The sequence below is a fragment of the Falsiroseomonas oleicola genome, assembly GCF_019029495.1.
GTDB lineage: Bacteria > Pseudomonadota > Alphaproteobacteria > Acetobacterales > Acetobacteraceae > Falsiroseomonas > Falsiroseomonas oleicola.
Window position 1 is genome coordinate 55,750 of the sequence record NZ_JAERQM010000003.1, and the last position, 26,592, is coordinate 82,341.

Annotated in this window: 20 protein-coding genes and 1 tRNA gene; 9 read left to right on the plus strand and 12 right to left on the minus strand. The window is 71.4% G+C overall.

Translation table 11 applies throughout. The annotated features are described in order from the left end of the window. Positions 1-134 precede the first annotated feature (134 nt). The 5 genes from JJQ90_RS11110 to JJQ90_RS11130 all read right to left on the minus strand — a co-directional run bounded on the left by JJQ90_RS11110 (position 135) and on the right by JJQ90_RS11130 (position 9,504). Complete coding sequence (locus JJQ90_RS11110) at positions 135-749, minus strand: invasion associated locus B family protein (protein ID WP_216875379.1); 615 nt, start codon at positions 747-749, stop codon at positions 135-137. Between the two features lie 7 nt (positions 750-756). Next, positions 757-7,281 carry an autotransporter-associated beta strand repeat-containing protein gene (locus JJQ90_RS11115; protein ID WP_216875381.1) on the minus strand — a complete coding sequence of 2,175 codons (6,525 nt, stop codon included), beginning with the start codon at positions 7,279-7,281 and terminating at the stop codon, positions 757-759. A 92-nt stretch (positions 7,282-7,373) separates the two neighbouring features. Further along, the gene (locus tag JJQ90_RS11120; protein ID WP_216875383.1) at positions 7,374-8,267 is read right to left on the minus strand and encodes an amidohydrolase family protein; all 894 of its coding nucleotides are present in this window, start codon (positions 8,265-8,267) and stop codon (positions 7,374-7,376) included. 15 nt (positions 8,268-8,282) lie between these two features. Continuing rightward, positions 8,283-8,861 (minus strand): histidine phosphatase family protein, encoded by a 579-nt coding sequence (locus tag JJQ90_RS11125; protein ID WP_216875385.1) that lies wholly within the window; start codon positions 8,859-8,861, stop codon positions 8,283-8,285. A gap of 19 nt (positions 8,862-8,880) precedes the next feature. Beyond that, entirely contained in the window at positions 8,881-9,504 is a 624-nt protein-coding gene (locus JJQ90_RS11130) for a glutathione S-transferase family protein (RefSeq protein WP_216875387.1), read from the minus strand. Between the two features lie 112 nt (positions 9,505-9,616). Between JJQ90_RS11130 and JJQ90_RS11135 the strand changes: the two genes are divergently transcribed. The 3 genes from JJQ90_RS11135 to JJQ90_RS11145 all read left to right on the plus strand — a co-directional run bounded on the left by JJQ90_RS11135 (position 9,617) and on the right by JJQ90_RS11145 (position 13,244). Then, positions 9,617-10,612 carry a Bug family tripartite tricarboxylate transporter substrate binding protein gene (locus tag JJQ90_RS11135; protein WP_216875389.1) on the plus strand — a complete coding sequence of 332 codons (996 nt, stop codon included), beginning with the start codon at positions 9,617-9,619 and terminating at the stop codon, positions 10,610-10,612. Positions 10,613-10,784: 172 nt separating this feature from the next. Beyond that, positions 10,785-11,678: a fumarylacetoacetate hydrolase family protein gene (locus tag JJQ90_RS11140; protein ID WP_216875391.1), complete on the plus strand. Its 894-nt coding sequence runs from the start codon at positions 10,785-10,787 to the stop codon at positions 11,676-11,678. A 132-nt stretch (positions 11,679-11,810) separates the two neighbouring features. Further along, a complete protein-coding gene (locus JJQ90_RS11145) occupies positions 11,811-13,244 on the plus strand; it encodes an amidohydrolase family protein (protein ID WP_216875393.1) in 1,434 nt (477 codons plus the stop codon). Between the two features lie 69 nt (positions 13,245-13,313). Here the strand turns inward: JJQ90_RS11145 and glnA are convergent, their stop codons facing one another. Together glnA and JJQ90_RS11155 are read right to left on the minus strand one after the other, a co-directional pair. Beyond that, positions 13,314-14,753 (minus strand): type I glutamate--ammonia ligase, encoded by a 1,440-nt coding sequence (gene glnA / locus JJQ90_RS11150; RefSeq protein WP_216875395.1) that lies wholly within the window; start codon positions 14,751-14,753, stop codon positions 13,314-13,316. Positions 14,754-14,936: 183 nt separating this feature from the next. Continuing rightward, entirely contained in the window at positions 14,937-15,275 is a 339-nt protein-coding gene (locus tag JJQ90_RS11155) for a P-II family nitrogen regulator (protein ID WP_168045998.1), read from the minus strand. 356 nt (positions 15,276-15,631) lie between these two features. Here JJQ90_RS11155 and JJQ90_RS11160 point away from each other — a divergent pair, with 356 nt between their 5' ends. From JJQ90_RS11160 to JJQ90_RS11185, 6 genes are all read left to right on the plus strand, one after another. Continuing rightward, a complete protein-coding gene (locus JJQ90_RS11160) occupies positions 15,632-16,825 on the plus strand; it encodes an aminotransferase (protein ID WP_216875397.1) in 1,194 nt (397 codons plus the stop codon). Position 16,826: 1 nt separating this feature from the next. Further along, complete coding sequence (locus JJQ90_RS11165) at positions 16,827-17,231, plus strand: cytidine deaminase (protein WP_216875399.1); 405 nt, start codon at positions 16,827-16,829, stop codon at positions 17,229-17,231. Between the two features lie 61 nt (positions 17,232-17,292). Continuing rightward, a tRNA-His gene (locus JJQ90_RS11170) sits at positions 17,293-17,365 on the plus strand. A gap of 31 nt (positions 17,366-17,396) precedes the next feature. Then, positions 17,397-18,182 (plus strand): SDR family NAD(P)-dependent oxidoreductase, encoded by a 786-nt coding sequence (locus JJQ90_RS11175; RefSeq protein ID WP_216875401.1) that lies wholly within the window; start codon positions 17,397-17,399, stop codon positions 18,180-18,182. 11 nt (positions 18,183-18,193) lie between these two features. Beyond that, complete coding sequence (locus JJQ90_RS11180; RefSeq protein ID WP_216875403.1) at positions 18,194-18,874, plus strand: zinc metallopeptidase; 681 nt, start codon at positions 18,194-18,196, stop codon at positions 18,872-18,874. Positions 18,875-18,937: 63 nt separating this feature from the next. Beyond that, positions 18,938-19,747, plus strand: a complete 810-nt coding sequence (locus tag JJQ90_RS11185) for an aspartate dehydrogenase (protein ID WP_216875405.1) — start codon at positions 18,938-18,940, stop codon at positions 19,745-19,747. 1 nt (position 19,748) lies between these two features. On the opposite strand, the gene JJQ90_RS11190 is transcribed toward JJQ90_RS11185, so the two are convergent. From JJQ90_RS11190 to JJQ90_RS11210, 5 genes are all read right to left on the minus strand, one after another. Next, a complete protein-coding gene (locus JJQ90_RS11190) occupies positions 19,749-20,165 on the minus strand; it encodes an invasion associated locus B family protein (protein ID WP_216875408.1) in 417 nt (138 codons plus the stop codon). A 200-nt stretch (positions 20,166-20,365) separates the two neighbouring features. Next, the gene (locus JJQ90_RS11195) at positions 20,366-20,980 is read right to left on the minus strand and encodes an ankyrin repeat domain-containing protein (protein WP_216875411.1); all 615 of its coding nucleotides are present in this window, start codon (positions 20,978-20,980) and stop codon (positions 20,366-20,368) included. Between the two features lie 122 nt (positions 20,981-21,102). Beyond that, a complete protein-coding gene (locus JJQ90_RS11200; RefSeq protein ID WP_216875413.1) occupies positions 21,103-21,453 on the minus strand; it encodes a hypothetical protein in 351 nt (116 codons plus the stop codon). Between the two features lie 67 nt (positions 21,454-21,520). Continuing rightward, positions 21,521-23,674: a hypothetical protein gene (locus tag JJQ90_RS11205; RefSeq protein WP_216875415.1), complete on the minus strand. Its 2,154-nt coding sequence runs from the start codon at positions 23,672-23,674 to the stop codon at positions 21,521-21,523. Positions 23,675-23,677: 3 nt separating this feature from the next. Beyond that, positions 23,678-26,404, minus strand: coding sequence for a DUF4159 domain-containing protein (locus JJQ90_RS11210; protein WP_216875417.1), 2,727 nt, complete (start codon positions 26,402-26,404; stop codon positions 23,678-23,680). Positions 26,405-26,592 lie beyond the last annotated feature (188 nt).

The following is a 26,592-nucleotide window of genomic DNA, read 5'->3' on the forward strand; positions in this document are numbered from 1 at the left end:
CGAGAACAATCTGTCCCTGCGCCGGAACCCCATGCCCCGCTCGCGCCTGCCCTCTCCATCCCATGCGCGACGGGCGGGGTGCAAGTCGCCGTCGCGTAACGGTTTCCCGCGATGCGCGGGGCCGGCGCCGTGGTTCAGCGCAGCTCCCGGCCCAGCGCATCCGCCGCCGCGACGAAGCCACGGAAGGAAATGGGCAACGCCACCTCCTGCCCCGCCGCGTCGCGCCATTCCAGCCGGCCCGGCTGATCGGCCGGGCGGGCACGCAGGCGGCGCAATGCCTCCTCCCGCAGCTCGATCTCGGCGAAGCAGCCGAGGCGGTTGCAGGTCTGGAAGGGCAGGGCCAGCGGCTCCGCACCCTCCATGGCCAGCCGCGCCGGCTGGGCGACGCGGATGTTCACCGGCACCTGGGCGACCAGACGCAGCGGGGACTCCCGCGCGATCCGGCCGATGGCCAGGGCGGCGGCGAGTTGCCGCGGCGGGTCGCGCACCGCCATCACCATCTCGCAGTTCCGTGCCGGGGCACGGCCGGTGCAATTCACCGACCAGTCGCCGAACTGGGCGCTGGTCCGTTCCGGCCCCTCGGCCGCGGGGGCGGCAGGGGCTGCCGGCGCCACCGCCGGGGCGCGACCCGCCGGCTGGGCCACCGGCCCGGCCAGCGGCCAGAGAAGCACCGCGCCGAGCAGGCCGGCGAGGCCACTGGCCAGCGCCCAACGGCGCCGACCCTTCATCATGTCCTGCATGCGCATCATGCCGCCCTCACCACTGGTACCGCAGGCCGACGGTGCCGGCATGGTTCGACACGTGCTGCTGCACCGTGCCGCTATAGCCGCCGAACAATGTCACACCGTTCGGCAGGGTCAACTCCGCGCCCAGCCCCGCCAGCCCGGCGGTGCGGCCACGATCGGCGGTCCGCGCCACCATGGCGGCGCCCGGGGCGCCGACGAAGGCGGAAGTGGTGCTCGTTTCCGTATCGCCCATCTCCTGCGCCACATGCAGGCGCAGATGCGGCCGCAGGTGGTAGCCCTCGCCCAGCATCAGGCTGGTCTCGGCGCGGAAGCCGGCGGTGGCGCGCAGGCTGCTGGCCTGGCTGTCCTCCACCGCCAGGGACAGCACGCTGGCGCCATCCTCGGTCAGCCGGTCACGGCTCAGCGCGTCGTAGCGCAGGCCGAGGCCGGGCTGCACCTGCCAGTTGCCGAAGCGATGGCGGGTGCCGGCCTCGATCGCCGCGCTGCCACCCAGCCCGCTGGCAGAACCCCGCGCGGTCAACCCGTTCACGCCCAGGTTGCGGCTGGCATTGACCTCCGCATGGCTCAGGCCGAGTTGCGCATCGACGTAGTAGGGACCACCGGTCCAGCCGCCATAGAGCGCGGCATGCACCATCTCGCCGGAGATGCGGGCATCGGTGGCGGAGGAGCTGATCCGCCCGCTGCTGCCGCCGAGCGCCATGCCGACCAGCAGGCCGGCATCGAGGCGGAAGTCCACGCCCACCGCCATGCCGGTGGTGGTGTTGCGATAGCCCGTGTCGCCCGTGGCGTCGAAGCGGGCATTGCCGCCGAAGCCCGTGGCCCAGGCCGTGCGCCGCCCGTCGCCGTCGGTGGCGGCACGGCCGGTCAGGCCACGCCGGGCCGCCGCCTGGTCGGCGATGACCTCGCCGAAGCCACGGCTGCGGTCGAGGCCCACCATCAGCGCATCGCCATAGATGGTGCCGGCGAGGCGCGTCATGATCGGCGGCAGCGCCGCCGGCACCTGGCTGAACAGCGTGCCGAGCACCGCCGTCGCCTCCGCGCCGGTCCGCACGCCCGGCATCGGGCGCAGCGCGTCCAGGCCGAGGCCGACCTGCGCCTGGTTCGGCGTCAGCCCGACGCCGAAGGGGTTCAGGTTGGTGTAGCTGCTGGGCGTGACATACAGCGTCAGCGCCTGGGCGGTGTAGAGCGCATCCATGCGGCTGCCGGCCAGCAGCCCTTCCGGCTGGGTCAGGCTGGCGAAGCTGCCGAAGACGCCGCCCTCGGCCTGCACCACGGCGAAACTCTGGCCCACCGGCGGGGTGTAGCTGTTGCTGGCATCGCCGCTGATGCCGCGCAGCAGCGGCACGATGGTGCCGCCCTGGGCGGTGAAGCTGCTGCCGCTGCCGGTCAGCACCACGCGGCTGTAATTGCCCGCGCCCGTGCCGGTGCCCGTGCCGTCGATATCCAGCCGCAGCGTGCCGCTGGGGGAGATGGTCAGCGGCGCCAGGAAGGTCAGCGTGCCGGGGCTGTTGCCGGGCGCCAGCACGCCATCGATGACGGTGCTGGTGAAGACCTCGCCGGTGCCGCGCAGGATGGCGTTGGACAGCACGGTCAGTCCGGCCGCATCCACCGTGATCGGTCCCTCCACCGTCGCATCGCCGTTGAACAGCACGAGGTCCGGCGCATCCTCCTGCTGAAGGTTGATCGGGCCGCTGAGGCTGAGGACGAAGCCATTGGCGTCGATCTCGCCCGCGGTATTGACCTGGATCGCGCGGGTGGAGGCGAAGCTTGCCAGCGCCAGCAGCTTGCCGTTGTCGATCACCACGGCGCCGTCCGGCGCGCCCAGCGCCGAGTCCTTGCCGACCGCGAGCGTGGTGCCGCCGATCACCAGCGTGCCGCCGGCATAGCTGTTGTCGCCGGTCAGCGTCAGCACGCCGCCGCCATCCGCCACCAGCCCACCGCTGCCGCCAATGGTGCCGGACAGGGTGATGCTTTGCGCATTGGTGTCGACCGTGCCCTGGCCACCCATGGTGAAGTTACGGGCGGAGGTGGTGTCCGCCATGAAGCGCAACCGCCCATCCTGCAAGGTGACACCGCCCGAGGCCGCGCCGAGCGCCGCATCGCTGGCCACGACCAGCGTGCCGTTGCTGACACGCGTGCCGCCGGAATAGGTGTTGAGGCCGCTCAACGTCTGCGTGCCGCCGCTGACCGCGAAGCCGCCGGTGCCGCCGATGGTGCCGGCGAAATCGGTGGAACCGTCGGTCACCGTCAGGGTGCGCGCGCCCAGCGCCACGATGCCCGCGCCGGTCAGCGTGGTGATGGAGGCGCCGGCCGTGGTGCCGGAGATGTCGAAGCGCCCGGCCAGGTCGACGCGGGAAGCCTCGGCCACGCTGCCGGTGCCCAGCAGGTCCAGCGCGCCGGCCGCGCCGATGGTCAGCGGACCCTGGAAGATGTTCTGGCCGCTGAGCTGCTGCGTGCCGCCGGTGATGGTGACGCCGCCGCTGCCGGCGATGCCGCCGGCAAAGGCCGTGCTGCCCGCCGTCACCGTCAGGTCCTGGCTGCCCAGCAGCACCACGCCATTGCCCGACAGGGTGGTGATGGCGGCGCCACTGCTCGTATTGGCCACGGAGAACACGCCATCGCTGCGCACTTCCGACGCCGTGGCGATGCTGCCGGTGCCGGTCAGTTGCAGGGTGGCGCCGGAGTCCACCTGCACCAGACCGGTCAGGCTGTTGCCGCCGGACAGGCGCTGCGTGCCGCCGGCGACGTTCAACGTGCCGGTGCCGGAGACATCGCCGCCGAATTCCGTGCTGCCCGCCGTCACGCGCAGGGTCTGCGCGCCCAGCGTCACATCGCCCGTGCCCGCCAGGGTGCGGATCTGCACCGGGCTGGTGGCGCCGGTGATGTCGAACTGCCCATCCGCCTCCACCTGGCTGGCGCTGGCGATGCTGCCGGCGCCGAGGATGTTCAGCCGCGCGCCATCGGCCACCACGACCTGACCGGTCATGGCATTGCTGCCGGACAGGCCCTGCGTGCCGCCGCTGACATTCAGGTTGCCGGCGCCGAGGATGTTGCCGGCGAACACGTCGTCGCCCGCCGTCACCGACAGGGTCTGCGCGCCCAGCACCACGAAGCCGCTGCCGGACAGGCTGCGGATGGCGCTGCCGCCGCTGGTACCGGCGATGTTGAACTCGCCATCGGCCTGCACGCGCGCGGCCTGGGCCACGCTGCCGGTGCCGGTGATCGACAGGCCGGCGACGCTGTCCACCACGGCGGTGCCGGTGAAGCTGTTGGCGCCGCTCAGGGTCTGCGTGCCGCCGCTGACCGTCAGCCCGCCGGTGCCGGCGATGTCGCCCGCGAAGGTCGTGCTGCCATTGGTCACCGTCAGGCGCTGCGCGCCCAGCGCCACATCGCCCGTGCCCGTCAGGGTGGTGATGCTGGCGCCCGCGCTGGTGGCGGAGATGTCGAAGCTGCCATCGGCCTGCACCTGCGATGCGGCGGCGATGCTGCCCGTGCCGGTCAGGGCCAGCGTCGCGCCGTCGTTGATGGTCGCGGCGCCGGTGAAGCCGTTGCTGCCGCTCAGCGCCTGGGTGCCGCCGGAGACGGTCAGGCCACCCGTGCCGCCGATCGCGCCGGCGAAGGTGGTGCTGCCATTCGTCGCCGTCAAAGTCTGCGCACCGAGTGCCACCGTACCGCTGCCGGACAGGGTGGTGATGCTGGCGCCCGCCGTGGTGGCGGAGATGTCGAAGCCGCCATTGGCCGCGACGCCGGACGCCGCGGCGATGCCGCCCGTGCCGGTCAGGGCCAGCACCGCGCCGCTGTCGATGGTGACGGCGCCCGCCAAGGTATTGGTGCCGCTGAGGATCTGCGTGCCACCCGCGATGGTCAGCGCGCTGCCGGCCTCGCCCTGGATATCGCCCGCGAAGGTGGTGCTGCCATTGGTGATGCGCAGCGCCGCCGCGCCCAGCGCCACATCGCCGCTGCCGGACAGGGTGGTGACATTGGTGCTGGTATTGCCGGAGACATCCAGCGTGCCCTCCACCTGCACCAGGCTGGCGCTGGCGATACCGGCGCTGCCACCGGACAGTGCCAGGGTGGCGCCGTCATCGACCTGCACCGTGCCGGTCAGGCCATTGCTGCCGGTCAGCGTCTGCGTGCCGCCCGCCACGGTCAGCCCGCCGGCGCCATTGATGGCGCCCGCGAAGCTGGTGGAGCCATCGGCGATGGTCAGGGTCTGCGGCCCGAGCGCCACCGTGCCGTTGCCGGACAGGGTGGCGATGGTCGCCCCCGCGCTGGTGCCGGCGATGTTGAACTGGCCATTGGCCTCGACGCCGGAGGCCGCGGCGACACTGCCGGAACCCACCAGGGCCAGCACCGCGCCGCTGTCGACGGCGACGGCGCCCGTGAAGGTATTGACGCCGGAAAGCGCCTGGGTGCCACCGGCCAGGGTGAACCCGCCCGTGCCGGAGATCACGCCACCGAAAGTGGTGCTGTTGCCATTGGTCACAGTCACCGTGCGCTCACCGAGCGCCAGGCCGCCATCACCCGCCAGGGTGACGATGCTGGCGCCGGAATCGGTGCCGCTGATGTCCAGCGTGCCGTTGCTGCCGATGGTGACGCTGCTGGACTGCGCGATGCTGCCCGTGCCCTGCAGGGCCAGCGTGCCGCTGGTGATGGTGGTGGCACCCGCATAGGTGTTGGTGCCCGTCAGGATGAGCTGCGCGGCATTGTTCTCCGCCGTCAGCGTCAGCCCGCCATTGGACAGCACGCCGGACATCGTCGTGGTCACATCGGTGCCGTGACCGAGATGGATGTTGCGCGCCGCGCCGGCCAGGTTGATGCCGTTCTCGAAGGTCACGTTGGCGGTGCCGGTGGCGGAGCCGAAGATCAGCGCATTGCTGCCGCTGACGAAGCCGCCCTGGCCCCAGGTCAGGGTGGTGCCGGCATTGAGGCGGACGGTCAGCCCATCCCCCACCCCGGCGAAGCCGCCAGAGCCGCTCCACTGCACACGATCGGCGAAGGTGCCGGTGAAGCGGTCGAGGACACCACTCGATTCCAGCACGCCGCCCGCCAGATTCAGGTTGCTGTTGGAAGGCAGCCCGACGCCATCCTGCGCGCGCAGCGCGCCGCCGGTGATGATGGTCTGCCCGGTATAGGTATTGGCGCCGTTGAACACCACGAGCCCGCTGCTGATGGTGACATCGGCGCCCTGCCCGTTCGGCACGCCGCCGAAGCTGATATTGGCGGAGCTGTCATCGGCGATGCCGCCATTGACGGTGATGACATTGCCCGTGCCGGCGGCGAAGTTCACTGTGGCGCCGCGCATGATGAAGATGTCGCTGCCCGCGACCTCACCGGCCGCGCCGCCATTCAGGCTGCCGCCGGCCTGCACATTGTTCCGCCCGAAGGTGGAATTGCCGGTGACCGTCAGGCTGCCGCCATCGCGCACGAAGATCGCGCCGCCGAGGCCCGAGCCGCCGCCGCCGCCCGCCACATCCGCCGCGCCATTGCCCGAACCGCTGCTGCCGACGCCCGCGCCAAAGCCGGCCGCGCCACCATCGCCACCGCTGCCGGCCATGGCGCCAGACCCGCCGAGACCGCCGCGACCGCCACCGCCGCCGAAGCCACCCTCGCCGCCCGTGCCGCCATCGCCGCCGAAGCCGTCCCGCGCGCCGCCGGTGCCGTCACCGCCGGCGCCGCCGCTGCCGCCCGCGCCGCCGCCGAAGCCGAAACTGCCGGCACCACCGATGCCGCCCGCGCCGCCATCGCCGCCGAGGCCGACATAGCCGTCGGAATTGGCCAGTTCCCAGGCCACGAGCTGCGCCGTCGCCTCGCCCAGCGCCGCGGTTGCCGCGACCAGCGCCGCCGCCGCCGCGGTGGCCTGCAACGGATTTGGCGGTACCTCCGCCCCCGCTGCAGAAACATCGGCTGTCGCCAGCGCCACTGCGACGGTCGCCTGGGAGACATCGTAGATCAGCTTGGGATTGGTGGACCAGCCATCGCTGCCAGCGCCACCGATGCCGCCGCTGCCACCGAATCCGGCGCTGGCCGCGCTGCCATTGCCGGCATTGCCACCGGCCACGCCATTGCCGTTGCCGTCGCCGAGCAGGACGATGTTGTCGACGAAGACGGACCCGTTGCTGCCGGCACTGCCATTGGCGCTGGGCGACATCAGCCCGTTCAGCACGCCGCCCTGAAGCCCGCTGCCGCCCGTGCCGCCGATGGCGGCATTGCCGCCCATGGTGACGTTGTTCAGCACCGCCGCAGCGCCGGAATTGACGAAGATCGCGCCGCCAAGGCCGGCACCGCCGCCCGAGCCCGTGCCGCCCTGGGTGATGAAATTGGTGACGGTGGCGTTGTTGATGGTCAGCGTGCCGCTCTGCACCAGGTAGCCGCTGCCGAGGCCGCCATCGATCGTGCCGGACAGGGTGCGGTTGCTGGTCAGAACCTCCCCCGCGGTGACCGGAAGGGCCATGCCGGCCAGGATAAAGACCGGAACGATGACGACGGCGCGCGGCGCGGCCGGACGGTTCTTCCGGGGACGTTTGGACTTCATGCGGCGGAGTCTTTCCACAAGGCCGACAGGATTTTCTGCCTGCCGCACTCCTAGCCGCCGGAAATTACCAGCAAGTTAATGCGATATCGTATCTAACGAAATAGCCGGTCGGGATTTTCTACCAGGACGCGAACGCGATCCTCCGCCCGCGGTGTCCAATCCATGAACAGGTCCAGCAGCGCGCCGTCATCCGGCATCACCGCCGCGTCGATCGAGGTATGCGGCCAGTCCGTGCCCCAGAGCAGGGCATTCGGATTGGCGGCCAGCAGCGCGTCGTGGAAGGGCCGGGCATCCCGGTAGTCAGGAAAATCCTTGGAAAGGCGATAGGCGCCGGAGAGCTTCACATGCGCCTTCCCCTCCCCCACCAGCCGCAGCAGCGCCTGGAAGCCGGGGTCGGCGATGCCGCGGGCGGCCGGCACCGTCAGCATATGGTCGATCACCACCGGCATCTCCGCCGAGATGGCCGCGAGGTCCTCGGCGATGGCGGGCAGGCGGCGGTGGTCGCAGAAGACCTGCACCACCCAGCCGAGGTCGCGCATCACCGCGCGGAAATGCGGCAGCGCCTCCAGCCCCACGCCCCGGACATAGCCGGGCTTCGCCTCCGCCGCATGTTCATGGAAGCGCAGGCCCCGCATGCCCAGGCGGTGCCAGCCCCGCAGGGTCGCGGCCGGGATGCGGGTGTCGGTGATGGCCACGGCGCGGAGGCGATCCGGCGCGCGTTCCAGCGCATCCAGCAGCACCGCGTTGTCGAAGCCATGCGCATTGCCCTGCACCAGGACGCCCCGCGCCAGGCCGAGCTGGTCGAGCAGCGCCAGATAGGATTCGAGCGGCGCATCGGGCGGCGTGTAGCCACGCCCCTCCGCATAGGGGAAGCGGGCCTCGGGGCCGAAGAGATGGGCGTGGGAATCCACCGCGCCGGGCGGCGGCGCGATGCGCGGACGGCGTGGCTGCGCCACAGGTCCGGCGATGCGCGGGGGCTGGGCCATCATCTGCCGCGCCGGTCAGACCTCCGCCGCCAGCTTGGCCGGGGTGATCCGCCAGGCGGATTCACCGGCCAAAGGCGGCTCCATCCACAGCGGCAGCGCGTTGGGCGTGCGCACATTCGCCTCCAGCCCCGCTGCCTGGCGCAGCGCGCGGAACAGCGCGCCATGCGCCACCACCAGCACCGGGCCGGGCAGCGACAGGGCGGCATTCACCCCGCGCACGGCGCGGTCGCGCAGTTGGACGAAAGTCTCCGCGCCTTCCGGGGTGTAGGCGCCGTCGATCCAGTCGTCATACCAGTCGCCCATCGGCAGCCCTTCCTGGCTGCCGAAATTCACCTCCGCCAGGTCGGGGTCGAGCGACACCGGCAGGCCGATCGCCGCCGCCGCGATTTCCGCCGTGCGGCGGGCGCGCAGCAGCGGGGAGGCGACGATGCTGGCGATACCGAGCGCGGCCAGGGTGCGCGCTGCACGTTCCGCCTGGGCCAGGCCGACATGGTTCAGCGGGATGTCGGTGCGGCCCTGGGACAGGCCCTGGGCGTTCCAATCCGTCTCGCCATGGCGGAGGAACCAGAAGGGGGTGGGGTTCAGCATCGTCATATCCTTCCGCCGCGCCCCGTCAGCCCTTCAGGCCTTCCTGCGCCAAGGCGCGCTGCACCGCCGGGCGGGCCAGCATCGCGTCCAGATGCTTCGCCAGGTGCGACGGCAGGGTCATGCCGGAACGGCGGGTTGCCCAGTATTCCACGAAGAACAGCGCCGCATCGGCCACCGAATAGCCCGAGGCCAGCACATAGGTACCGCCGGCCCAGTTCTTCTCCAGCGTCTCGAAATACTTGGCGGCCAGCGCCTTGCCCTGCTCCACCACCTTGGGGTGGTCTTCCTCACGCACCGTGAAGTTCGCGGGGCGGAACTGGCGGGTGAAGCCCTGCGGATGGATGGTGCCGCAGACATAGTCCAGCATCTCCAGGCAGCGGGTCTCCGCCTCGAAATCCGTCGGCATCAGCCCGGCCTCGGGGTTCGACTTGCCGAGCCACCAGGCGATCACCGGGAATTCCGTCAGCACCCGGCCATCGCCCCGATCCAGCGCCGGCACCTTCGACTTCGGGTTCACCGCCTGGAATTCCGGCTTGTGCTGCGCGCCATCCTTCAGCGCCACCAGCGACAGCTCATAGGGCTTGCCGATTTCCTCGAGCACGATGTGGATGCCGAGGGAGCAGGCGCCGGGCGAGTAGTAGAGCTTCATGAACGTGTCTCCGCAGGTTGGCAGGACACTAGGCTGTGCCAAACGGGGCGTCACCCCCTTGGCCTGCCCCCGACAGCATGGGAAAAGACCCCATAATGTGGGAGGAATGAACATGACGACGCGCCGAATCCTGCTCGCCGGCCTCAGCGCCGCCCCTGCCCTGGCGATGCCGGGGGTGCTGCGCGCCCAAGGGGGAGGCCAAGGCGCGGCCTATCCCTCCCGCACCGTCACCATCGTCGTGCCCTTTCCGCCCGGCGGCGGCACCGATGTGCTGGCCCGCATCCTGGCGCAGAATTTCCAGGAGAGCTGGCGGCAGTCGGTGATCGTCGAGAATCGCGGCGGCGGCGCCGGGCGCATCGGCCTGCAGATGGTCCAGCGCGCCCAGCCGGATGGCTTTACCCTGCTGGTCACCTCCACCGGCGGCATCATGGGGCTGGCGGGGGCCGGCGGCGACACGGCCTTCAAGGTGCGCGACCAGCTCACCCCGGTCACCATGATCGCGGCGCCGGCCTATGTCATCGCCATGCATCCCGGCGTCGGCGCGAAGAATGTGGGCGAGCTGGTGGCGCTGGCGAAGCAGCGGCCGGGCCATTTCACCTTCGGCAGCAGCGGCACCGGCGCCGCCAGCCACCTGGCGGCGGAACTGTTCTGCTCCATGGCGGGGATCGAGATGCTGCACGTGCCCTATCGCGGCACCGGCCCGGCGCTGACCGACCTGATCGCCGGCCGCATCCACCTGATGTTCGCCCCGCCGCAGACGGTCGCCGCCGCCGTCGCCGCCAACCAGGTGGTGAACCTGGCGGTGACCTCGGAACGTGCCTCCGCCCTGCTGCCGGGCGTGCCGCCCGCCAGCAGCACGGGCCTGCCGGGCTATGCCGCCGTGGGCTGGTTCGGCCTGTTCGGCCCGCGCGGGATGCCGGAGGCGGTGACGGCCAAGGTCGCCGCCGATGCCGCCACCGCGCTCGGCCTGCAATCCACCAGGGACCGCCTGGCGACGCTGGGCGCGGAGCCGGAGCCGATGACGCCGGATGTCTTCACCGGCTACATCGATGCGGATATCGCGAAGTGGCAGCGCGTGGTCCGTGAACGTAACATCACCCTCGAATAGGCCAAGGGCCTATGGACAGTTGGGTTGCGGGCGCGTCCGGCGGTGCTTTTCCGCGCCGGGTGCGTCAGCCATGCTCGCCGATGGAAAGCCATCGGCTCCGCTGTCTTTCTCCCCGGCACGAAAAATCCCTCACCGGCCGCATCCCGGCCCCAACTGTCCATAGGCCCTTCTCATGATCCGACTGGCGACTTTTCTTTCCCGGGGCGACCTGCGCCCGCGGCTCGGCGCGGTGGAGGGGGATGCGCTGCGCGACCTCTCCGCCACGCATGGCCCGGACTGGGACATGCGCCGGGCCCTGGCGCTGCCGATCGCGGAGCTGAAGGCGCTGATCGGGGCGGCGACGCAGATCCTGCCGCTGTCGGCCTGCCACATCCTGCCGCCCATCCCGAATCCTGGGAAGATCTTCTGCGTCGGCAAGAACAGCAAGGTGCATCGCGCCGAGCTGACCGCGCAGGGCATGCTGAAGGAAGACCCGCAGGAGCCGACCGGCTTCGTCAAGCTGGCCGAGACCCTGGTCGGCGAAGGCGCGCGCGTGGTGCGGCCGGAGGGTATCACCACCTTCGACTACGAGCCGGAGCTCGCCTTCGTGGTGACGAAGCGCGCCTTCCACGTCTCGCGGGAGGATGCGCGGAATTACGTCGGCGGCATCACCGTGCTGAACGACCTGACGGCGCGGGAGATCCAGAAGCAGGAGGTGATCTCCGGCACCAAGTTCTGGGTGTCGAAGAACATGCCGGGCTTCACCCCGGTCGGCCCCTATGTCGTGCCGATGGCGGAGGTCGCCGATCCCTACGACCTGTGGCTGACCTGCGACGTGAATGGGGAGCGCCGGCTGCGCGTCAGCACCGATGAATACATCCACCGGATCGAGGGCATCATCGCGCATTTCACGCGCTTCATGCCCTTCGAGGTGGGCGACATCATCGCCACCGGCGCGCCGCGCGGCACCGCCATCGGCCATGCCAATGCGGCGGAGCTGTACATGAAGCCGGGCGATGTCTGCGTCGCCGGGCTTGAGGGGCTGATGCAGCTGACGACGCATATCGTGGCACCAGGCGAGGCCTGAGCAACACGCGCGCATCGCGAAACCCCTGATGCCAACAAGGCATCGCGGGTTTCGCGATGTTGAGGGACCGCGCCCCTCGCCACAGGACGCCCGCTTCCCTAGGCTCCGCTGCGAAGCAGGAGGAGCCTGGGAATGTCAGAACAATCGCTGATCGTGAACGGCCTGGTGGTCACCATGGATGCCGGGCGCCGGGTGATCGAGGGCGGCTCCGTGCTGGTGGCCGATGGCCGCATCGCCGCGATCGGCGACACCGCCGCGCTGCGCGCCGCGCATCCCGGCACGGCGGAGATCGACGCCGCCGGCAAGGCCGTGCTGCCCGGGCTGATCGACGCCCATGCCCATGCCGGCCATACGCTGGTGAAGACGCTGGGCGGCGGCGATGGCGGCCGCTGGACGGAATCGGTGGAGGCCATCTATCCGCGCGGCGCCACGCCGGAATTCTGGGGCGCCGATGGCGCGCTGGCGGCGCTGGAGCGGCTGAAGGCCGGCGTCACCACCGGCCTGTCCATCTTCGGCGCCTATGGGTCCCGCACCGACGATGCCGCGCATGCGGAGGCCCATGCCGAGGGCTATCGCCGCATCGGCATCCGCAGCGTGCTCTGCCCCGGCGTCTCCCCCCCGCCCTACCCCAACCGCTTTTTCGAATGGCAGGGCGCGACGCATCGCGAAAGGCAGATCGGGCTGGAGGACCAGCTCGCCGTCTGCACCAGGCTGGTCGAGCGCCTGCATGATACGCAGGACAGCATGACCCGCATCATGCTCTGCGCCCCGGTGGGTTATCCCGGCCGCCACGGCGTGACGCCGGAGACCGCAAAAATCTATCCGGAAGTCGCGAAGCAGGTCCGCGCGCTGTCCCGCGCCAAGGGCGTCGGCTTCACCCAGGATGGCCACAAGGGCGGCACGGTGCGGGATGCGATGGACCAGGGCATCCTTGGCCCCGACGCGCTGCTCTCGCATTGCATCGACCTGGGCGAGGACGAGATCCGCATGGTCGCGGAGACCGGCACGAAGATCGCCCACAACCCCTCCGCCAACATGTCCATCATCGGCCGCTGCCCGGCGATCGAGCTGATGGATGCGGGGGCCACCGTCGCCATCTGTTCGGACGGCACCGCGCCCGACCGCAGCTTCGACATGTTCCGCCACATGACCCAGGCGATGCACTACCACCGTCGCCATTTCCGCGACGCCAAGGTGCTGCCGCCCGGCAAGGCGCTGGAGATGATCACCTGCGACGCTGCCAAAGCGCTGGGGTTGGAGGCGGAGATCGGCAGCCTGGAGGTCGGCAAGCGCGCCGACATCGCCATCATCGACCTGCACAAGCCGCATCTCTGGCCCGGCGACATGCCGCTGTACCGCCTGGTCTGCTTCGCGCTGGGGTCGGATGTGGACACGGTGCTGGTCGGCGGCCGCGTGGTGATGCGGGACCGCGTGGTGCAGACGGCCAGCGAGGATGCGGTGATGGACACGGCGACGCGGGAGATCGGCCTGGCGCTGGCCCGCACCGGCCTCCAGCACATGACGGCGACGCCGCCCGGCTTCTGGAAATCGACGCGCTACGGCTGAACGAAAAAGGGCCGGGCCGCTCGCGCGACCCGGCCCCTCGGGTCGGCCCCGAAGGGCCGGCCATGGGTGTCAGACGGAGTAGTACATCTCGAACTCGACCGGGTGCGGGGTGTGTTCGAACTTGTACACATCGGCCCACTTCAGCTCGATGTAGCTCTCGATCTGGTCCTTGCTGAACACGTCGCCGGCCAGCAGGAACTCATGGTCGGCGGCCAGCGCGCCCAGCGCCTCGCGCAGCGACCCGCAGACGGTCGGGATGCCCTTCAGCTCCTCCGACGGCAGGTCATACAGGTCCTTGTCCATGGCATCGCCCGGATGGATCTTGTTCTTGATGCCATCGAGGCCGGCCATCAGCATGGCGGCGAAGGCGAGGTAGGGGTTCGCGCCCGGATCCGGGAAGCGAACCTCGACGCGCTTGGCCTTCGGGCTGGTCGCATAGGGGATGCGGCAGGAGGCGGAGCGGTTGCGGGCCGAATAGGCCAGCAGCACAGGGGCCTCGAAGCCCGGGATCAGGCGCTTGTAGCTGTTGGTGGTCGGGTTGGTGAAGGCGTTCAGCGCCTTGGCGTGCTTGATGATGCCGCCGATGTAGTACAGCGCCATCTCGGACAGGTCGGCATAGCCGTTGCCCGCGAACACCGGCTTGCCGGCCTTCCAGATCGACTGGTGCACATGCATGCCGCTGCCGTTGTCGCCGTAGATCGGCTTCGGCATGAAGGTCGCGGTCTTGCCGTAGCTGTGCGCCACGTTGTGCACGCAGTACTTGTAGATCTGCATGTGGTCGGCCTGCTGCACCAGCGGGCCGAACTTGGTGCCCAGCTCGTGCTGGGACTGCGCCACCTCGTGGTGGTGCTTCTCGATCGCCAGGCCCATCTCGCCCATGGTCGACAGCATCTCGGCGCGCAGGTCGCCCTCGCTGTCCACCGGCGCCACCGGGAAGTAGCCGCCCTTGACCACGGGGCGGTGGCCCATGTTGCCCTCGGGGTAGTCCTTCAGGCTGGCGCCCGGACCCTCGATGCTGTCGAGCTGATAGATGCCGTAGTTGCCGCCGGTGCCGAACTTCACGCTGTCGAACACGAAGAATTCGGCTTCCGGGCCGAAGAAGGCCGTGTCGCCGATGCCGGTCGACTTCAGATAGGCCTCGGCGCGCTTCGCCGTGCTGCGCGGGTCGCGCGAATACATCTGGCCCGTGGAAGGCTCCACGATATCGCAGAACAGGATCATCTGCGGCTTGGCCGCGAAGGGATCCATCACGGCGGTGGAGGCGTCCGGCATCAGGATCATGTCGGACTCGTTGATCGCCTTCCAGCCGGCGATCGAGGAGCCGTCGAACATGATGCCGTCGACGAACACGTCCTCATCGATCGTGGAGACGTGCTGCGCCGTGTGCTGCCACTTGCCCTTCGGGTCGGTGAAGCGGAAATCGACGTATTCGACGCTGTGCTCCTTGATCATTTCCATGACCTTGGAGACGGCGGCGTTGCTGCCCCCAGTTGCCGGCTTCTTCGCCATCGTGTGCGGTCCTGTCTTTGTTCGTCCCGGTCCCATTGCCGCGCGACGGGGACCGGCCCCCGCCACGCGCCCGAACTCACCCGTCGCCCCGCGAGGGGGCGCCCCGGTCATCCGGCCAGCCTTCCCCGGCGCATGCCGGTCCAGCCCGTCTTCGCCCGCCTGGCCCCGGCCAGGCGGAAAGCATCACACCGCGTCGTCGCCCCGTTCGCCGGTGCGGATGCGGATCACCTCCTGCACGTCGCTGACGAAGATCTTGCCATCGCCGATGCGCCCGGTGCGGGCCGCGGCGGTGATCGCCTCGATCGCGCGTTCCATCAACTCATCGGGGCAGACCACCTCGATCTTCACCTTCGGCAGGAAGTCCACGACGTATTCGGCGCCGCGGTAGAGCTCGGTATGGCCCTTCTGCCGCCCGAATCCCTTCGCCTCGACCACGGTCAGCCCTTGCAGGCCGATCTCGTGCAGCGCGTCCTTCACCTCATCGAGTTTGAAGGGCTTGATGATCGCCTCGATCTTTTTCATCGGCTCCGTCGCTCCGCGTGCCGGCCGCCAGGGCCGAGGCACACGCTGTTTCCTCCCGGCCTGCGCCGCAAGCAGGCGGCCGGTCTTCCGGCCACCCGGATCACTGGCATGGTTCCGCCCCCAACGGCGACAGGCCATGCCCATTCTCAATGCCCCGTGTTGCATGGAGCGTGCCATCCGGGCAACGGCACAGGTCGCGGATTCTGGCCCAGCCAGCACCAAAAACGATCAATTCATGGTCAAACAGCCTATTTATTAGGCGGCCGTCCTTGGCCTGTTGCGCCTTTCCGCGCCGCCCCCCATCATCCTTCCCCCGTCGCAAGACCCCGGCCAGGCCCGCGCCCGAGAGAGCTTCCGTGAAACCCCAGAACGACCTGCTGTCCGCCACCGGCACCACCATCTTCACGGTGATGTCGGCGCTCGCCACGGAACATGGCGCGATCAATCTCGGCCAGGGTTTCCCCGACTATGACGGGCCGGAGGATGTCATCGAGGCCGCGGCCGCCGCGCTGAAGGATGGCCGCAACCAGTACCCGCCGATGTCCGGCCACCCCGAGCTGCGCAACGCGGTGGCCGCCCACAACCGCCGCTTCTATGGGCTGGAGGTGGATGCCAATGCGGAGGTCATCGTCACCTCCGGCGCGACGGAGGCGATCACCGCCTGCCTGATGGCGGTGCTGAACCCCGGCGACGAATGCGTGCTGATCGAGCCGCTGTATGACACCTACCTGCCGGTGGTGAAGTTGCTGGGTGCGATCCCGAAGCTGGTGCGCCTGACCCCGCCGAAATGGGAACTGCCCCGCGCCGAACTGGCCGCCGCCTTCGGCCCGAAGACCAAGGCCATCCTGCTGAACACGCCGATGAACCCCACCGGCAAGGTCTTCACCAACGCCGAGCTGGCCTTCATCGCCGACCTGATCGAGCGCCATGACTGCTACGCGATCTGCGACGAGGTCTATGAGCACCTGACCTTCGACGGCTGGAAGCATGTGCCGCTGATGACCCTGCCGGGCATGCGGGAACGCTGCATGCGCATCGGATCGGCGGGCAAGACCTTCAGCCTGACCGGCTGGAAGATCGGCTACGTCACCTGCGACCGGTCGCTCGCGCCCAATGTCACCAAGGCGCATCAGAACCTGACCTTCACTACCCCGCCCAACCTCCAGCGCGGCATCGCCGTCGGCCTGGCCAAGGACGACGCCTATTTCGCGGGCGTCTCCGCCAGCCTGCAATCGAAGCGCGACCGCATGGCGGCGGGCCTGGCGCGGCTCGGCTTCGGCGTGCTGCCGACCCAGGGCAGCTACTTCATCACCACCGATTTCCGCCCGCTGGGCTTCAACGGCGACGACGTGGCCTTCTGCCGCGCCCTGACGGTGGAGGCGAAGGTCACCGCCATTCCCGTCACCGCCTTTTACGCAAGCGCCGATGCGCCGAACCACTACGCCCGCTTCGCCTTCTGCAAGGGCGAGGCCGTGATCGACCAGGCCCTGGCCCGCCTGGAGGCCTGGATCGCCGCCCGCGGCGCGAACCGCCAGGCCGCGACGGGCTGAGATGGATGCGCCGGCCCTGATGGCGGCGGCGGAGGCGGCGCGGGCCATGGCGCACGCCCCCTATTCCCGCTTCACCGTCGGCGCCGCCCTGCTCTGCGCCGATGGCAGCATCCAGCCCGGCTGCAATGTGGAAAATGCCAGCTACGGCGCCACCCTCTGCGCCGAGCGTGTGGCGCTGGGCGCCGCCGTGGCGCGCGGTCAGCGCCGCTTCACCGCCATCGCGGTGGCCGGCCCGGCCGGCATCGCGCTCAGCCCCTGCGGCCTCTGCCGGCAGGTCCTGTCCGAATTCGCGCCGGATGGCCACCTGCTGGTGCTGATGCGCGCGGCGGATGGCAGCCCCCGCCAGGCCACCCTCGCCGCTCTGTTGCCCGATGCCTTTGGCCCCGACCAGCTTCACCCCGGTTGACGCGACCGCCCCCCGCGCCTTATCACCCGCGCCCGGGGTCAATCCCGGCCTTTGGCGTGTGGCGGTCGTAGCTCAGTTGGTAGAGCGCCAGGTTGTGGTCTTGGATGTCGCGGGTTCGAGCCCCGTCGATCGCCCATTCGCCCACACGTCCAGGAAACAAACCCCATGCAGATTCGCCTCGATGGCCGCACCGCCCTGATAACCGGGGGGTCGAAGGGCCTCGGCCTCGCCATTGCCGAGAGTTATGTCGAGTCCGGCGCCGCCGTGGCGCTCGTCGCCCGTGGCGAGGAAGCCCTGGCCAGCGCCAAGGCCCGCATCCTGGGCAAGTTCCAGGGCGCCCGGGTCGCCGCCATCTCCGCCGATGTCGGCACCGCGGAGGGCTGCGCCCAGGCCGCCCGCCAGGCCGCGGCCGAACTCGGCCCCGTCGACATCCTGGTGAACAATGCCGGCACCAGCCAGCGCGGCCCCTTCATGGAGGTGGATGACGCGCTGTGGCAGGCCGACCTCGACCTGAAGCTCTTCGCCGCCATCCGCCTGACCCGCGCCGTCTGGCCGGGCATGCAGGAGCGCCGCTGGGGCCGCATCATCAATGTGCTGAACATCGGCGCCAAGGCCCCGGCCGCCGGCGGCGCCCCCACCGCCGTCTCCCGCGCCGCGGGCATGGCGCTGACCAAGATCCTGGCCGGGGAGGGTGCGCCCCACAACATCCTGGTGAACGGCATGCTGGTCGGCATCATCGAGAGCGACCAATGGGTGCGCCGCCACGCCGCCGATCCGCGCGGCATTTCCTGGGAGGACTGGAAGGCCGAGCAGGGGAAGGCGGTGCCGATGGGCCGGATCGGCAAGGCCGAGGAATTCGCCGCCATGGCCACCTTCCTGGCCTCCGAACAGGGCGGCTATGTCACCGGCACCGCCATCAACGTCGATGGCGGGCGCAGCCCGGTGGTCTGAGGCACCCTGCCGTGGCGATCCTGGCGATCCTGGGCGGCGCGCTGCTGCTGGCACTGGTCTTCGGCCCGACCCTCTGGGTGCGCCACGAGTTGCACCGCGCCGGCACGGAGCGCGGTGACCTGCCGGGGACGGGGGCGGAGCTGGCGCGCCACCTGCTGGACGAGGCCGGCTTGCAGGCCGTGCGGGTGGAGCCAACAACGCTGGGCGACCATTACGACCCGGCCGCCCGCGCCGTGCGGCTGCTGCCGCAGCACCATGATGGCCGCTCCATCGCCGCCGTGGCGGTCGCGGCGCATGAGGTGGGCCATGCGGTGCAGGATGCCTGGGGGGAGCCCGCCTTCCGGCGTCGCCAGGCGCTGGTCCGCCTGCTGCTGCCGCTGCAACGCGCGGCGCAGGTGGTGATGATCGCGGCGCCGCTGATCTTCCTGGCAAGCCGGTCGCCGCCGCTGCTGGCGCTGAACATTGGCCTGGCGATGATCCTGCTGGGCGGGCGGGTCGCGGTGCATGCGGTGACCCTGCCGGTGGAATTCGACGCCAGCTTCGGCAAGGCGCTGCCCGTGCTGCAACGTGGCGGCTACCTGGCCCCGGCCGACCTGCCCCAGGCCCGCCGCGTGCTGCGCGCCGCCGCGCTGACCTATGTGGCGGCGGCGCTGCTCACCCTGGTGGACATCGCCCGCTGGTTCCGGCGCTGAGGGGTGGGAAGCACGGCAGGCCCGTGCTAGCCCGCCTGGCCTGATCTGCTGGAGGGCGCCGCCATGGCACGAGAACTGACCGTCGGAATCGCTGGCCTCGGCGCCATCGGCCTGCATCTGGCCCGCGCGCTGGATCAGGGGGTGGAGGGCCTGCGCCTGATCGCCGTCTCCGCCAGGGACCAGGCCAAGGCTGCCGCCAATATCGCGGACTTCTGCAGCAAGCCGGCTTTGGTGGGCCTGGCCGACCTCGCCCAGGCCGATATCGTGGTGGAAGCCGCCCCCGCGGCGGTGTTCGAACAGGTGGCGGTGGCCGCCATCGAGGCCGGAAAAATCTTCGTCCCCAGCAGCGTCGGTGCCCTGCTGCCGCGCATGCATCTGGTGGAGCGGGCGCGGGCCACCGGCGCGCGCATCATCGTCCCCACCGGCGCGCTGCTCGGCCTGGATGCGGTGCGGGCGGCGGCGGAAGGGGATGTCGCCTCCGTCACCATCGAGACGCGCAAGCCGCCGCGCGGCCTGGTCGGCGCGCCCTATCTCGACCAGCACAAGATCGACGTGACCACCATCACCACGCCCACCCTGATTTTCGAGGGCAATGCCTTCGACGCGGCCCAGGGCTTCCCTGCCAATGTGAACGTCGCCGCCGCCCTGGCGCTGGCCGGCATCGGGCCGGAACGCACCACGGTGAAGATCTGGGCGGACACGACGGTGACCCGCAACACCCACACCATCCGGGTGGAAGCGGCCAGCGCCCGCCTGACCATGACCATCGAGAACGTGCCGAGCGAGGAGAACCCCCGCACCGGCAAGATCACCCCGCTGTCGATCCTGGCCTGCCTGCGCGGCCTGACCAGCACGCTGAAGGTGGGAAGCTGATCTACCGCTCCGCGGTTTCGGCGGCGAACATCTCCGCCGCCGCCGCCGCGAAGCCGGCCAGCGGGATCGGCACGCCCAGCGTTTCCCGCCGCGCCGCCACCACGAAGGTCAGGCGCAGCGTGGTGCCCTGCCGCAGCGTGGCCAGCATGGCATCCGTCACCACCAGCGCGGCATAGATCCCGGCCTCGTCGGTGGTCTGGAAGGCCAGGCGCTCGGCCGGCGCGCCATCCACCTCCCAGGACAGGCCGGCGGGCAGCCAGGTGCCGTGGGGAATCTGGAAGATCAGGGTGAGGGAGCGGCTTTCGCGCTGCCGGGTCAGCAACACCTGGGCCAGCGGCCGGTTCTCCGGCCGCAGCAGCACCGTGGTGGTCACCCGGCAGGCGCGGGGCGCGCCCGCCGCCGCCGCGTCACAGCGCATGTCCCAATGGCGTGTCGGCGTCTCCGCCGCAGGCAGGGGCTCGACGACCGGTGCCGCAGGCTCGGCCTGGGCCAGATCCTGGGCAACCGGGGGGGCAACAACGGGGGCAGGCGGCGGCGGCAGGGGCAGCGGCGCCGGGCGCTGCGCCAGGGCGGGCCCGGCCAGCAGCAGAAGGCCGAGCGGGGCCAGAAGGCGCCGGATCAGGGCCGTGCGCTGCGGCGGCTGGGGGTCGCAGGCGGCGTCGCCCCCGCGGGTCGGCCGGCATCGAAGCCGAGGAAGCCGACTTCCGGCAGCGGCGCCCCGCCATTGCCGGACCAGGGCACCGCGCCCACCGGTTCCGCCGCCACGGCCGGGGGCGCGTTCAGCGGGGCGCGGCGTTGCGCCGGCGGGGCGGCCATGGCCGCGACCCGGGCTGCGGCCGCCGCGGCGGCGCCGGACGCCGTGGTGCCGGGCGGCGGCGGTGCCGAACCTCGGCTGCGGTCACGGGCGGAGAGCAGGTAGAAGGCGATCTCGTTGCGGCCCTGATCCACCGCCGCATCCAGTGGCGAAAGGCCGAGCGCATTGCGCGCCTCGATATTGGCGCCGCGCGCCACCGCATCCCGCGCCGCGGCCAGGTCGCCACGGCCGATGGCATCGAACAGCGCCGCATTGGGCGCCAACGCCGCCGTGCCCGGGGCGGCCGGGATCGGTGCCGGGGTGCTGCGCGCCGCGAGGCCCGGGAGGGCCGGCGCCAGGGCGCTGGGCGCGCGCTGGGTCTCCGCCGGCCGGATGATGCCCTGCGCCGACGCCGCGGGGGCGAGGATCAAGGGGGCCATGAGGGGGGCCAGGAGGGCGGCGGCCGGCAGGGGCAGTCCAGGGAAATGGCGCATGATCGGGAAATACAGCAAGAGCGGCCTGTCAAGGAAGGGCAAGGCGCGCGCCTCACCCGCTTTTGGGGTCAGAAGCAGCCCTCGCCGCGATAGCTGAAGCTCTCCACCCGTCCTTCCCGCAGCGCGAAGGTCAGGTCGCAGGTCGCCATGGCGATGCCGGGCGGTGGCGGCCAGTAGCCGAAGCGCGGCCCCCAGGGGCCGTAGACGGGGGCGTAGTAGCCGGGCGGTGGCGCGACCGCGACGCCACGGCGCCGCTCGAACTGCAGGAAGCGCCGGCCGTCGGCCTCATGCACCCGCAGCGGCACGCCGAGTTCACCGACCAGCTCCCCCTCGCTGCGCCCCACGAAGGTGGACAGGCGCTGGTCCAGGCCGGGACCCTGGGCACAGCCGGCGAGCAGCAGGAACAGGGCGGGAATCACGGGTCTCATGCGGCGGAGGTGGTGCGCCGCCGCCGGCCCGTCCATGCGGATCAGCGGATCTTGAGCGTCAGCGCCCCTCCCGCCGCCATGCCAGCAGGGCCAAGCCGAGCACCATGGGCAAGGCGAGCCAGGGCGGCAGCAGCGGCAGGGCGGTGATGCCCGTGACGCTGTGGTCGCCATTCCGGCGCAGCCCGATCCAGCCCGTGCCCTGCGCATCCCGCCCCGGCGCCACCCGGCGCAGCTCCGGCACAAGGGGCGTCTCCCCATTGCCGAGCCAGCGCACCGCGCCTCCCGTGGCCGCGGCGAGCGGCGTCAGCGGCGCCGCATCGGCGCGCAGGTCGGCGACCTCCATGGGGTTGGGCGCGTCGGCGGCGGCGAAGGCGGTGCGGCGGCCATCGCTGGCCTGCCACACTCCGGCCTGGTTCGCCGGCATCTCCACCACCGCCCGCCCCGCACCGCGCGCGACGGGCATGTGGCGGGAGGTCGCACCATCCGGCGTCGTCACCGCAATCTCCGGCAGCGCGCCGGGTTCCAGGGACCGGCGGGTGACGGTCATGCTGCCATGTTCGATCCGGGCGGTGAGGTCCTCCTCCTCCAGCTCCGGCTCCTTCATCGTCCAATGGGCGATGCGGCGCAGCAGTTCCTGCTGCGGGCCGCCACCCTCATGGCCGCGCGACCACAGCCAGATATGGTCCGACAGCATCAGGGCCACCCGCCCCTCCCCCACCCGGTCCAGCACCATCAGCGGCGAATTGCCCGGCCCCTGCATCACCGTGCTGCCGGCCCGCGCATCGGCGCGCAGCGCGCGATACCAGCGGCCCCACGTGGCCTCGGCCAGGTTGGCGCCGTCGGGGCCGAAACTGTTCGCGCCCGGCAGGTTTTCGGTGACGGGATGCCGCGCGCCCAGCTCCGTCACGAAGGGCCGGAAAGGCTGTTCCAGCAGCGCCGCCTGGGCCGCGCCGGGGCCTGTAGGCGGCCGCGCCGGCAGGATCTGGCCGAGCGGCGTGGAAGCCAGGCTGGTCGGCCCCGCGAATTCCGGCCCCACCGACAGCAGCAATGCCCCGCCACCGCGCACGTAGTCGGCAATGTTCCTGAGATAGACCGGCGGCAGCAGCCCCCGATTGCCAAAACGGTCGAAGACGATCAGGTCGAATTCGCGCAGCTTCACCTGGAACAATTCGCGCACCGGGAAGGCGATCAGCGCCAGCTCGTGCAGCGGGGTCAGGTCGTCCTTTTCGGGTGGGCGGAGAATGGTGAAGTGGACCAGATCGACATTCGGATCGGCCTTCAGCAGCCGTCGCCAGGTGCGCTGCCCGGCATGCGGTTCGCCGGAGACCAGCAGCACCCGCAGCCGGTCGCGCACGCCATTGATGGTCACCACGCTGCGGTTGTTGAGGTCGGAGACCTCGCCGGGGCGGGTTTCGGCGGTCAGTTCCACCACGGTCTGGCCACCGCGCTCGATCGGCACGGCGATGCGGTGCTCGCGGCCCACCGGCACGGATTCGACACGCGGTGGCTGTCCGTCGCGGCGGATGGTCAGGCGGGCAGCCGCGCCCTCATTCGGACGGGCGCCCAGATCCTCCACCACCACGCGCAATTCGACGGGGCGGCCGACGATGCCGAAGCCTGGCGCCTCGATCACCCGGATGCGCCGGTCCACCTCCCCGGCCTGGCCGGGCAGCAGCAGGTGGAAGGGGGCATCGAGCGCGGGCGCCGGGGGCACGTCATGCACCTGGCCATCGGTCAGGGCCATCACCCCGGCGAGGCGGGCGCGGGGGATGTCGGCCAAAGCGCGTTCCATGGCGGTGAACAGCCGCGTGCCCTGGTTGCCGCCCTCCGGCACCTCCACCGTGCGCAGTTCCAGCTCCGGCAGGCGGCGGGCGCGGGCCTCGATCTCGTCGCGGGCGGCGGTGATCTGCGCCGGGCGGGCGTTCAGCCCGGCGCTGTCGCTGCGATCCACCACCAGCAGGGCGATGTCCGGCCGGGTCTGGCGGGTTTCCTCCACCAGCCGCGGATTGGCGAGTGCCAGCAGCAGCGCGGCGAAGGCCAGCGCCCGCAGCCAGGCGCCCCGCGCCGGCTGCCAGCGCCGCGCGCCCTGCGCATCGCGCGTCAGCCGCAGCAGCGCCGGGACAAGGGCCAGGGCCGCCAGCACGGCAAGGCCGGCCAGCAGCCAGAGGGGAATGACCGGGGCGAAGTCGATGCCGGCGAGGGCCTGGTTCATGCGCTAGTTTCCCAGCCGCTCGAGAATGGCCGGCACATGCACCTGGTCGCCCTTGTAGTTGCCGGTCAGCGCGTACATCACGAGGTTGGTGCCGAAGCGATAGGCCAGGGTGCGCTGCCGCGCCCCGCCGGGGATCGCCGCATAGGGGTTGTTGCCCCGCGCATCGATCGCCCAGGCCGCCGCCCAGTCATGCCCACCGATGATGACGGGGCTGACGCTGTCATTCGCCCGGTCCTGATCCCGCGCCACCCAGACGGTGCCACCCGTGAATCGGCCAGGAAGGTCCTGCAACAGGTAGAAGGCGCGTTTCAGCACATGGTCCTCCGGCACCGGGGCCAGTGGCGGCACCGTCAGATCCCGCGTCAGCCGCCGCAGCGCCTCGCGCGAGCCGGGCGAAAAGCCCTCGCCCGAGCCCTCGTCCCGCGTGTCGAACAGGATGATGCCGCCCTGGCGCATGAAGCCGTTGATCGCCGCCGCCGCTGCCGCATCCGGCTGTGCGGAATGGCCGGTCACCGGCCAGTAGAGCAGCGGAAAGAAGGACAGGTCGTCGCGCCCCGGCACCACCGCCGCCGGCTCCGCCAGCGCCGCCGCCGTGCGCCGGTTGACGAAATCGGACAGGCCGACGAGGCCGGCGCGGCTCACCTCATCCACCTGCGGATCATCGGTGACGACATAGGCCAGCCGCGTCGCCAGCGCCTGGCTGCCCTCCTGCGCCCAGGCCGGCATGGCCAGCAGCCCGGCCAGCAGCACTGTTCCAAGCGCCGCGCGCGGCCGCCCCAGCACGCCGCGCAAGCCAAGCGAGACCAGCAGGTCGGCCACCAGCAGCAGCATCGCCGCCGCCAGCAGCCACGGCCCCAGGTCGCGTTCCGCCGGCACCCCGCCGATCGCGCGGGTGGCAGTGCCGGCGGGCGGCGCGGCGCCGAGACGCGGCGGGGCGATGCCGGCGCCGAGGTTCAGCGCCCGGCGATGCGCCGCCTCGCCCCCCGTGCCGCTGCCGTACCAGCCCGGCGGATGGCGCGGCGACGGCACCTCCCGCTCCACCCGGCTGGCGGAGACGGGCTGCGCGCCGGGCGGCGGCGGGCCGAGCTGGCCAAAGCCGTCCAGCGTCTCCATCGGCGCCAGGGGTGCCTCCCCTTCCGCCCCGGCGACGCCGGCCGAGAGCGCGACGATCCGCCGCAGCATGTCCACGAACAGGCCCGACAGCGGCAGGGTCGACCATTCGGCATTGGCGGTGACGTGGAACATCACGATCCGCCCGGCGCCGCGATTCTCCCAGGTCACCAGCGGCGTCCCATCCGCCAGCCGCGCCCAGGTGCGGCCCGAAAGCTGGGCAGAGGGCTGGGCGAGAACCTGGCGTTCCACCGTCACTTCCGGCGGCGGCAGCAGGCCCTGGAAGGGCGAACCCTCCGGGAAGGGCGCCAGCGTCTGCGGTCTTTCCCAGGACAGGGCGCCGCCCAATTGGCGTTCCCCGGCGCGCAGCGGCACCGGCAGCAGCCCATCCGGATTCTCGGCCAGACGCGGCCCGGCGAAGCGCAGCAGCGTGCCGCCGGCCTCGATCCAGGCGGTCAGCTCCTGCCGCTCCGCCCCCGCCTCCACCGGCCGGTCGGCCAGCACCAGCACGGACAGCCGCCGCGCCAGCAACTCGGAGACGGAGCCGCGCCGCAGCTCGGCATGGGGCGACAAGGCGCGGTCCAGATAGAACAGCTCCCCGATCAGCGGCACATCGGCCGCCGCCGCGCCGGCACCCGCGATCAGCCCGACCGGGCGGCGGCGAAAGCGCTCATCCAGCAGCACGCTGGCATTGGCGCCGACGACGCCATCCAGGTCCAGCCGCACCACCTGGTTGCGGATTTCGAGCGGCAGGGGCAGCGCCACCTCCGCCTGCGTCGCCCCGGCCGGCATGGCGACCACGGCGCGGGCCAGGGTTCGGCCATCGCCGGTGCGGGCCAGAACCGGGACTTCGGTCGCCACCGGCAATGGCGTGCTGTGCAGGGCGACGACCAGCTGGTCAGCCTCGGCCCGCGGCGGCGGCAGCAGGCGGGTGGGGCGGCCCTCGCTGCGGGCCAGCGTCAGGGCGCCGCCCTCGGCCAGGGCCGTGGCGAGCGGGGTGAAGGCATCACCCTCCGCCGCATGTTCCACCCCATCCGCCACATACAGCGCGCCAAAGCCGCCCGGATTCTGGGCGCGCCATTGGCGCAGCGCGGCCAGCGCGCCCGGCCGATCCGGCGCCCAGGGTTTCGGGCGCAGTGCGACCAACCGGCCGCGCAGCTCCTCGGCCGGCATCAGCCCGGTGATGCGGGGCGCGTCGGGCACCGGCGGGGGGGCGGTCAGCAGCAGGGCGGTGCGGCGGCCTGTACGGGCCGCGCCATCCAGCTCCGCCTCCGCCGCCGCCATGCGGTCCGGCCAGTCGGCGGCCGAGGCCCAGCCGTCATCCACCACGATCAGCAGCGGCCCCTGCCCGCCGCCGCCGGCGCCAGGCCCCCAGATCGGCCGCGCCAGCCCCAGGATCATCAGCGCTGCCGCCGCCAGCCGCAGCGCCAGCAGCCACCAGGGGGTGCGGGCGGGTGTTTCCTCCGGCGCCGGCATGTCGCGCAGCAGGCGCAGCGCGGGGAAATCCTGGCGCTTCGGGGCCGGCGGGGTGACGCGCAGCAGCCACCACAGCACCGGCAGCGCCGGCAAGGCGAGCAGCAGCCAGGGGGCGGCGAAGCTCAGCGATCCGAGGCTCAGCATGTCATCCGCCTCCTGTCATACCAACGGCCCTTCCGCGTGACCGCTCCAGGCCCCCTCATACGGGCGTGCCGAAGGCACGCCTGCGGCGTGACGCGGAAACCTCCGGTTTCCTTGGCTTCGTCGCGCCGAAGGCGCGCCTTCGGGGCGACGCATTTGCGGCGGCGGCCATTCGGCCGCTCGGGCCGATC

What these genes read in the sequence shown, in the direction of transcription:
- JJQ90_RS11110 (WP_216875379.1), bottom strand. Translation starts at nt 749, where the DNA reads ATGATGCGCATGCAGGACATGATGAAGGGTCGGCGCCGTTGGGCGCTG.
- JJQ90_RS11115 (WP_216875381.1), bottom strand. Translation starts at nt 7,281, where the DNA reads ATGAAGTCCAAACGTCCCCGGAAGAACCGTCCGGCCGCGCCGCGCGCC.
- JJQ90_RS11120 (WP_216875383.1), bottom strand. Translation starts at nt 8,267, where the DNA reads ATGGCCCAGCCCCCGCGCATCGCCGGACCTGTGGCGCAGCCACGCCGT.
- JJQ90_RS11125 (WP_216875385.1), bottom strand. Translation starts at nt 8,861, where the DNA reads ATGACGATGCTGAACCCCACCCCCTTCTGGTTCCTCCGCCATGGCGAG.
- JJQ90_RS11130 (WP_216875387.1), bottom strand. Translation starts at nt 9,504, where the DNA reads ATGAAGCTCTACTACTCGCCCGGCGCCTGCTCCCTCGGCATCCACATC.
- JJQ90_RS11135 (WP_216875389.1), top strand. Translation starts at nt 9,617, where the DNA reads ATGACGACGCGCCGAATCCTGCTCGCCGGCCTCAGCGCCGCCCCTGCC.
- JJQ90_RS11140 (WP_216875391.1), top strand. Translation starts at nt 10,785, where the DNA reads ATGATCCGACTGGCGACTTTTCTTTCCCGGGGCGACCTGCGCCCGCGG.
- JJQ90_RS11145 (WP_216875393.1), top strand. Translation starts at nt 11,811, where the DNA reads ATGTCAGAACAATCGCTGATCGTGAACGGCCTGGTGGTCACCATGGAT.
- glnA (WP_216875395.1), bottom strand. Translation starts at nt 14,753, where the DNA reads ATGGCGAAGAAGCCGGCAACTGGGGGCAGCAACGCCGCCGTCTCCAAG.
- JJQ90_RS11155 (WP_168045998.1), bottom strand. Translation starts at nt 15,275, where the DNA reads ATGAAAAAGATCGAGGCGATCATCAAGCCCTTCAAACTCGATGAGGTG.
- JJQ90_RS11165 (WP_216875399.1), top strand. Translation starts at nt 16,827, where the DNA reads ATGGATGCGCCGGCCCTGATGGCGGCGGCGGAGGCGGCGCGGGCCATG.
- JJQ90_RS11175 (WP_216875401.1), top strand. Translation starts at nt 17,397, where the DNA reads ATGCAGATTCGCCTCGATGGCCGCACCGCCCTGATAACCGGGGGGTCG.
- JJQ90_RS11185 (WP_216875405.1), top strand. Translation starts at nt 18,938, where the DNA reads ATGGCACGAGAACTGACCGTCGGAATCGCTGGCCTCGGCGCCATCGGC.
- JJQ90_RS11190 (WP_216875408.1), bottom strand. Translation starts at nt 20,165, where the DNA reads ATGCGCTGTGACGCGGCGGCGGCGGGCGCGCCCCGCGCCTGCCGGGTG.
- JJQ90_RS11195 (WP_216875411.1), bottom strand. Translation starts at nt 20,980, where the DNA reads ATGGCCCCCTTGATCCTCGCCCCCGCGGCGTCGGCGCAGGGCATCATC.
- JJQ90_RS11205 (WP_216875415.1), bottom strand. Translation starts at nt 23,674, where the DNA reads ATGAACCAGGCCCTCGCCGGCATCGACTTCGCCCCGGTCATTCCCCTC.
- JJQ90_RS11210 (WP_216875417.1), bottom strand. Translation starts at nt 26,404, where the DNA reads ATGCTGAGCCTCGGATCGCTGAGCTTCGCCGCCCCCTGGCTGCTGCTC.